We start from the raw sequence: 7,434 nt of genomic DNA on the forward strand, positions 1-7,434 counted from the left end.
TCCTGCCCGTTTCGTGGCCTGCTTCCGCCCGCCTGTCCGACGGCGCGGAGCTGGGTGAGGAGGTATTTCGCGTGGACCTCGACGCCGGCCACGGGGCCGCACTGGGGGGCGCCCGGCTGACAAAGCCGACCGAGATCCCGCTGGCCCGACGCCTGCGTACGCTGCTGTCCCGCCCGCCCGCCCAGCACGACCCGGTCACCCAACTGGTCCGTACCCACCGGGACATCCACTCCGGCGCCGACACCGCAGCGTTACGACGCGGTTACACCATCGCCGAGAGCATGCACCAGGGGCAGTTCCGCAAGAGTGGTGAGCCCTACATCACCCATCCCCTGGCGGTGGCCCAGATCTGCGCCGACCTGGGCATGGACACCACCACCCTGGTCGCCGCGCTGCTGCACGACACAGTGGAGGACACCCACTACACCCTCCAGGCCCTCGACGCGGACTTCGGACCCGAGGTGGCCCACCTGGTCGACGGCGTCACCAAGTTCGACAAGGCGTTCTACGGCAAGGCCGCCGAAGCGGAGACGATCCGCAAAATGATCATCGCGGCCGGCAAGGACGTCCGGGTGCTGATCATCAAGCTGGCTGACCGGCTGCACAACATGCGTACCCTCGGTGTCCGGTCGCCCGCTTCCCGTGCCCGCATCGCCCGCGCCACGCAGGAGGTCCTGGTGCCGCTCTGCGACCGGCTCGGCATCCAGGCGCTCAAGCGCGAACTCGACGACGTGGTACTCGAGCATCTGGAGCCCGAGGAGTACGCGCGGATCGACGACCACGTCCGGCACCGCCCGCACTGGGACGGTTACCTCCAGACCGTGGTACGCCGGACCGAGGTCGCGCTACGGCGGAACAAGGTCGACGCCTCCGTCGCACCCCGCCCCCGGCACTACTACTCCATCTGGAAGGACACCGTCGCCGGTCAGCACTCCGAGCCCTTCGACCTGCCACGGATCGCGATCGTCGTCGACGGGCCGGAGACCGACTGTTACGCCGCTCTGGGTGCCGTACACACGCTCTGGCGTCCGGTGCCGGGCCGGTTCAAGGACTTCATCGCCGCTCCCAAGAACAACCTCTACCGTTCCCTGCACACCAGCGTCATCGGCCCGAACAACCGGACCGTCGAGGTGCTCATCCGCACCGTCGCGATGCACCGACTGGCCGAGTACGGCGTCGCCGCCGAGTTCCGCTTCCCGCAGCAGAACTCCCCCGCCGACGCCCGCAGGGAGCAGCTCGCCTGGCTCCGTCGGGTGCTCGACTGGGAGCCGACGACCGCCGACCCGGCACAGTTCCTCCAGTCGCTGCGCTGCGACCTCGCCGAGTCCCAGATCCAGGTCTTCGCGGAAGGGCGCCAGATCGTGCTACCGGCGGGTTCGACTCCGGTCGACCTGGCCTACGAGCTGAGCACCGAACGTGGCGACCACTGCCTCGCCGCAAAGATCAACGGTCGACTCGCACCGCTCTCCTCCGAACTGGAGGAGGGGGACGTCGTGGAGATCTTCACCGAGGCCGACGGGCACACCGAGTTCGACGCCCAGGTCGCGCCGCCGGGACCACGCCGGGAATGGCTCAGCTTCGTCAAGTCGCCGCACGCCCAGATGCAGATCAACCGGTGGTTCGCCGAGCACCAGGAGCCGGGCATCTCGATCACCGACAAGGTACGGCTGGGCCGGTCCACGATCGGGCTCGCCCTGCGTAAACACCACCGGGGACTGGCCAACGACACGCCACTGCGGCAACTGGCGGAGGAACTGGGCTATCCCGACCTGGAAACGATGCTGGTCGCGGTCTTCGACCGGGTGATCGAGCCGGATTCGGTGGTCGAGCAACTCATCGCCCGGGTTGACCAGCGCCATTAGCCCGCCGACGCCCCAGCTTCCGCCCACCCGTCCACCGACCTCTAGCCTGGCCTCGTGATCATTCGCCGCTCGTCCGTCCGCGCCATCGTGTACGGCACCTTCTACCGGCTGCCGGTCCGCGTACGGCGGCGGCTGGTCCGACTCGTCGTGCCGAAGTACATCGTGGGCGCGGTGACCCTGGTCTTCGACAGCGAGGCGGAGGCACCGGGTCGGTTGCTGATGCTGCGCCAGCCGACCGGTCCGGGCTGGGGGCTCCCCGCCGGTCTGCTCAACCGCGGCGAGGCCCCGATCGACGGCGCGGCCCGGGAACTGCGGGAGGAGACCGGAATCGCGTTGTCCCCCGAGGACCTGCGACCGGCCGTACCGAATGCCGTGGTGCACGCCAAGGGCTGGGTGGACATGGTGTTCGAGGCGCGGGTACCGGCCTCGACCACCGAACTCGTGGTGGACGGCGCCGAGGTGTACGAAGCGGCCTGGCACCCGTTGACTGACCTGCCCCGCCTGACCCGGGCGACCGGGGTGCTGCTGGGCATCTACGGCATCGGTCCACGAGCCGAGCAGCAGCAGTCCACCACCCGCCCCGATGCCTGAGGAATCGGATTCATGACCGGGTCCACAGCACCGATAAGCGACCGTCCGGACCGGGTCTGCGCCGTGGTGCTGGCCGCCGGTGAGGGCAGCCGACTACGCCCACTGACCACCCACCTGCCCAAGGCGCTGTGTCCGGTGGGCAACGTCCCGTTGCTGGACCGGGTACTGGCCCGGACGGCGGCGCTCGGCTTCGCCGGTCCGGACTCGGTTGCGGTCAACGCCTGCTACCTGGGTGAGCAGGTCGCCGAGCACGTCGGCGGGCGGGGGCACCTGTCGGTGGAGCCCGCTCTGCTCGGCACCGCTGGCGGGCTGGCCAACCTACGGGACTGGATCGACGGTCGCGGGGTGCTGGTCGGCAACGCCGACGGATACCTGGCGGACCCGCAGGCACCACCGGGACCGGACATCGCCGCGCTGCTGGCCGACTGGGACGGTCGGACCGTACGGCTGCTCGGTCAACCGATCCACGGCCCGGACGAACCCGGCAGCTTCAGCGGCCACCGGTTCGCCGGCTGGTCCCTGCTGCCGTGGCGCTGGATCCGGGACCTGCCGGTAACCCACTCGGACCTGGTCCGAGCGGTCTGGCGGCCGGCGGAGGCGGCGGGCGAACTGACCGTGGTCAGCTTCACCGGCACGTACCTCGACACCGGCACACCGGCCGACTATCTGGCCGCGAACCTGCATGCCGCCGGCGGCGGCAACCTGATCCATCCCACCGCGACCGTCACCGGGACCTGTCACCAGTCGGTGGTCGGTGCTGGCGCGGTGGTGGACGGTACGATCACCCGCTCCGTCGTATGGCCCGGTGGAATGGTGACCGGGGGCCAGCAACTGACCGAGGCGATCCGGGTGGGCCGGGACCTGACCCTGACGACCAACGGCTGACCCCGGCAACCAACGGCTGACCGTGGCGACCAACGGCTGACCGTGGCGACCAACGGCTGACCTTGCCGATCGGCGGCTGCCCCTGTCGCCCACCGACTGATCGTGCCGACCAACGACCGGTACCCGGTAGCCGGCCCGGCTACCGGGGCGACCATCTAGCATGAGCCACGACGCGCGTAGGCAGGGCCCGGTGAACGCCAGGAGCGAGCGGACCCGCCGAGCCACGATTGGAGAACCCCACTGTGATCACCGCGATCGTCCTGATCGACTGCGCCACCGACTCGATCCCCGAGGTGGCCGAGGCGCTGGCCGCTCTGCCCGGGGTCAGCGAGGTCTATTCGGTGGCCGGACACGTCGACCTGATCGCGATGATCCGGGTCCGCGAGTTCGACCAGATCGCCGAGGTGATCGCCGGTCGTATCTCCAAGGTGCCGGGCGTGCTCAACACCGAGTCGCACATCGCCTTCCGGGCGTACTCGCAGCACGACTTGGAGGAGGCGTTCGCGATCGGGCTGGCCAACGCCGACTGAGTCGGTCCCGGCGCCGCACGTACCCTGTACGGGTGGATGTTACTGAGGAGTACGAGCAGGAGTTCGTCGACGTCGACGGCGGCCGGCTCGGGATTCAGCTCTACCCGGAACCGGAGAACGTGACCGGCGCGCCGGTCGTGGTGATCTGCCCGGCGATGGGGGTCCGGGCCCGCTACTACCGACCGTTCGCGGCTGCCCTGCGCTCGGCCGGGCTCGCCGTCGTGGTGGCCGACCTGCGGGGCACCGGTGTCAGCACGCCACGGCCGAGCCGGGCCGACCGGTACGGCTACGCCGAACTGGCGAGCGACGTCGGCTCGGTGCTGGACAGCCTCAAGTCACGTACGGATGGACGTACCCGCCTGCTGCTGGGGCACTCGCTGGGCGGCCAGGCCGCACTGCTGCACCTCGCCCTGGGGCGCAAGGACACCGTGGATGGTCTGGCCCTGGTGGCGTCCGGCATGCCCTACTGGCGTGCCTACTCCGACGTGCGACGTTACGGGGTGCTGCCGTACAGCCAGGGAATCGCGGCCGTCTCGGCAGTGCTGGGGGTATGGCCAGGCTGGGGATTCGGTGGGCGGCAGGCGCGGGGCGTGATCCGGGACTGGGCGTACACCGCGCGAACCGGCCGGTTCCCGATGCTCGACGGAGTCGACCCGGAGGCGGCCCTGCGCTCCGTACGCACACCCGTCCTCGCCGTGAGCGTCGACCAGGACCAGTTCACGCCACACGAGACGCTCGACCACCTGTGCGGCAAGCTGACCGACGCGTCCATACAGCGCGAGCGGTACACCACGGCGCAGGCCGGCGGCCCCCTCGACCATTTCACCTGGGTACGAGCTTCCGGTCCGCTCGCCGCCCAAGTCGCGAGGTTCGCCACCGGCCTACCGGCCGCTAGTCAGCGGATCAGCTGACCGCCGGTCCGGGTGCTGTCACCGTCCCGGTCGGCCCCGGCGTCTCCGGGGTTCCGGTCGGACCCGGTGTGCCCGTGTTTCCCGGTCCGGTGTTGGTCGGGCCCGGAGTACCCGGACTCGAGGTTCCCGGCCTCGGCGTACCCGGGGTCGGGCTGCCCGATGCGCTCGGGCCGGGCGTGCCCGGCACCGTCACACCAAGCCGTTGAGCCAGCGCGACGAGTGCCTCGTGATGCGCCTGGATCACCGGCAGTGCGTCCTGCGCCACCTGTTTCACCGTGGTGTCCGCGCCCTGGGAGATCTCAGACTGGATCAACTGCATGGCCTGGGCATGCATCGTCAGCTCGGACGAGACCCACTGCGTGTCGAACGTGCTGCCGCTGACCCCCCGCAACTGTTTCAGGACGGCCTGTTGGTCGGCGTTAGGGGCGTTTGGCAGGCTCACCCCCACCGACTTGGCGGTGTTCTGCACCGTCTGATCCAGCTGGGTGTGGTCCGTTACGAACCGGGCCCCCAGGTCCTTGACCTGCTGGTTGTTGCCCTTCTGCTGGGCCAGGTTACCGGCGGCGATCTCCGTCAGGTTCACCTGGTGGATCGCCTGTAGGAACTGTTTGTCCTGGCTCGACGGCGCAACCGCGCCGCGCTCCACGGTGGCACTGTGTGCCGCCGAGGCCGGTGCCAGGCTCAACACCAGCAGCCCGGCTATTGTCGCCAGGCGTTTGACCCCCGACATTTCGATCCCCCCTCGAATCGTTGAACCTCGGGCGTACCCACGTGTTAGGCATCCACGCGGGTTATCCCCGGAAGGTCCTGAGGGAACCGCCGCTTCGCAGGCGTCCGTACCCAAAATGACGATATGAGAGGTCTCGACCTTTTCGCGCCAGAGCGGGAGGTAGGGCGGGAAGTGGTCGGGTTACTCGGCAGCCTGCGCTGCTCGTGCCACCTCGATCCAGTGCTCCAGCGCCCGACCGGCCGCGCCGGAGTCGATCGACTCCGCTGCCCGGCTCATCCCGTCGCGCAGCGCGGTCAGCAGGTCACCGCCGAGCCCTCCCTGGGTGGCCAGGGCCACGGCGGAGTTGACCAGGACCGCGTCCCGTACCGGTCCCGGCTGGCCATCGAGGAGCCGCCGGGCCGCTCCGGCGTTGAAGGCCACGTCACCGCCACGCAGGTCACCGGGGGCGGACCGGGGTACGCCAAGGTCGGCGACGTCGACGACGCTCTCGGTCACCCTGCCCTGGTGCGCGACCCAGACCCGGGTCGGCGCGGCGGTGCTGAACTCGTCGAGCCCGTCCTCACCCCGCATCACCACGACCGAGTCACCACGGCTGGCGAAGACCTCCGCCATCACCGGGGCCATCCGTTGGTCGAAGCAACCGACGGCGGCTGCCCGCGGGCGGGCCGGGTTCGTCAGCGGGCCGAGGAAGTTGAAGGCGGTCGGTACGCCGATCTCGCGTCGGGCCACGGACGTGTGCCGGAAGCCGGGGTGGAACCGGGCGGCAAAGCAGAACCCGATCCCGGCCTCGGCGACGCACCGGGCGACACCCGCCGGCCCGAGGTCCAGCGGCACCCCCAGGAACTCCAACAGGTCGGCGGCCCCGCAGGAGGAGGACGCCGCCCGGTTGCCGTGCTTGACCACCCGTACGCCGGCACCGGCCAGCACCATGGCGGTCATGGTGGAGATGTTGACCGTGTGGGCCCGGTCACCGCCGGTGCCGACCACGTCGAGGGCGGTCTGCCGGACGTCCTCCGGGAGGTCCACCGACACGGAGTTGGCCAGCATGGCCTCGACCAGACCGGCCAACTCGGCCGGGGTCTCCCCCTTGGCCCGTAGCGCCACGGCGAACCCGGCGATCTGGGCCGGCGTCGCCGACCCGGACATGATCTCGCCCATCGCCCACGCGGTATCGGCTGTGGAAAGCTCCTCGGACCGCAACAGCGCGGTGAGAAGGTTGGGCCAGTTCCGTTCGCCCATCATGGGCCTCCCGAGCGCGCGTGGGGTTCGGACGGTGGCAGACGGACCGGTTGTCCGCGTCAGGCCTTCGCTTCGACGCCGTTGCCGGCGCGCAGCATCGCGGCCACGGTCTGGCCGGTGGTCACCGGGTCGAGCGGGTGCACCAGGGTGGCCTCGACGGCGGCATAGGCAGCCAGCCAGCGGTCCGCAGCCCGGGCGATCACCAGGCAGACCGGTGGTGAATCCGCACGGTCGTCCTTGATCTGCCGAGCGATGCCGATGCCGCCCGCCGGGGTGGCCTCGCCATCGAGCAGCAGCAGGTCGATCTCGTAGTCGTCGACCAGCTGGATGCACTCGGCATAGGTTGCCGCCTCGACGAACTCGACCTTCAGGTCGCTGGCCGGCCGGGGGCCGACGGCCAACCGCATCCGGTCCCGGACCTGCGGGTCGTCGCTGTAGAGCAGGACGGTGTAAAGACGATCGGTCATCAGTCGCATGGCTCCCGCGTCGGTGGGGTGGTTCACCAGGTCCATCGGACTTGGGCTGGTGGAACGACCCCGGCGTGCCCGCCGATCGTACCCGTCGGGCCCGGGCCCCCGTCGTCCCGGCCGGGTCGCCGGCGGGGGGCGCTGCCAGCACCCCTCGCCGGGCCACCCGGCGCGTCGATGGTCAGGCGACGGTGACCGACGACCGGGCCGGGTCGGCCG

General features: G+C 70.3%; 8 protein-coding genes. 5 read left to right on the top strand and 3 right to left on the bottom strand.

Annotated features, from left to right (window positions below):
- The first annotated feature begins 71 nt into the window (after positions 1 to 71).
- The 5 genes from ACFQ4H_RS05460 (at position 72) to ACFQ4H_RS05480 (ending at position 4,779) form a co-directional block, all read left to right on the top strand.
- A complete protein-coding gene (locus tag ACFQ4H_RS05460; RefSeq protein ID WP_377567607.1) occupies positions 72 to 1,862 on the top strand; it encodes a RelA/SpoT family protein in 1,791 nt (596 codons plus the stop codon).
- A gap of 57 nt (positions 1,863 to 1,919) precedes the next feature.
- Positions 1,920 to 2,453: an NUDIX hydrolase gene (locus ACFQ4H_RS05465; protein ID WP_377567645.1), complete on the top strand. Its 534-nt coding sequence runs from the start codon at positions 1,920 to 1,922 to the stop codon at positions 2,451 to 2,453.
- A 12-nt stretch (positions 2,454 to 2,465) separates the two neighbouring features.
- The gene (locus ACFQ4H_RS05470; protein WP_377567609.1) at positions 2,466 to 3,338 is read left to right on the top strand and encodes a nucleotidyltransferase family protein; all 873 of its coding nucleotides are present in this window, start codon (positions 2,466 to 2,468) and stop codon (positions 3,336 to 3,338) included.
- 242 nt (positions 3,339 to 3,580) lie between these two features.
- Complete coding sequence (locus tag ACFQ4H_RS05475) at positions 3,581 to 3,868, top strand: Lrp/AsnC family transcriptional regulator (protein WP_377567647.1); 288 nt, start codon at positions 3,581 to 3,583, stop codon at positions 3,866 to 3,868.
- 32 nt (positions 3,869 to 3,900) lie between these two features.
- Positions 3,901 to 4,779 carry an alpha/beta hydrolase family protein gene (locus ACFQ4H_RS05480; RefSeq protein WP_377567611.1) on the top strand — a complete coding sequence of 293 codons (879 nt, stop codon included), beginning with the start codon at positions 3,901 to 3,903 and terminating at the stop codon, positions 4,777 to 4,779.
- On the opposite strand, the gene ACFQ4H_RS05485 is transcribed toward ACFQ4H_RS05480, so the two are convergent.
- The 3 genes from ACFQ4H_RS05485 to ACFQ4H_RS05495 form a co-directional block, all read right to left on the bottom strand.
- Positions 4,772 to 5,509 carry a DUF4142 domain-containing protein gene (locus ACFQ4H_RS05485; protein ID WP_377567613.1) on the bottom strand — a complete coding sequence of 246 codons (738 nt, stop codon included), beginning with the start codon at positions 5,507 to 5,509 and terminating at the stop codon, positions 4,772 to 4,774. The genes ACFQ4H_RS05480 and ACFQ4H_RS05485 overlap by 8 nt on opposite strands.
- Positions 5,510 to 5,689: 180 nt before the next feature.
- Complete coding sequence (trpD, locus tag ACFQ4H_RS05490) at positions 5,690 to 6,748, bottom strand: anthranilate phosphoribosyltransferase (RefSeq protein WP_377567649.1); 1,059 nt, start codon at positions 6,746 to 6,748, stop codon at positions 5,690 to 5,692.
- 59 nt (positions 6,749 to 6,807) lie between these two features.
- Complete coding sequence (locus ACFQ4H_RS05495; protein WP_377567615.1) at positions 6,808 to 7,215, bottom strand: response regulator; 408 nt, start codon at positions 7,213 to 7,215, stop codon at positions 6,808 to 6,810.
- Between the last annotated feature and the right edge of the window lie 219 nt (positions 7,216 to 7,434).

This window comes from Micromonospora sonneratiae (assembly GCF_042679305.1).
GTDB lineage: Bacteria > Actinomycetota > Actinomycetes > Mycobacteriales > Micromonosporaceae > Micromonospora_H > Micromonospora_H sonneratiae.

Bases quoted from the DNA above. Each gene is read 5' to 3' on its own strand.
- trpD (WP_377567649.1), bottom strand. From the start codon at position 6,748: ATGGGCGAACGGAACTGGCCCAACCTTCTCACCGCGCTGTTGCGGTCC.
- ACFQ4H_RS05485 (WP_377567613.1), bottom strand. From the start codon at position 5,509: ATGTCGGGGGTCAAACGCCTGGCGACAATAGCCGGGCTGCTGGTGTTG.
- ACFQ4H_RS05495 (WP_377567615.1), bottom strand. From the start codon at position 7,215: ATGACCGATCGTCTTTACACCGTCCTGCTCTACAGCGACGACCCGCAG.
- ACFQ4H_RS05470 (WP_377567609.1), top strand. From the start codon at position 2,466: ATGACCGGGTCCACAGCACCGATAAGCGACCGTCCGGACCGGGTCTGC.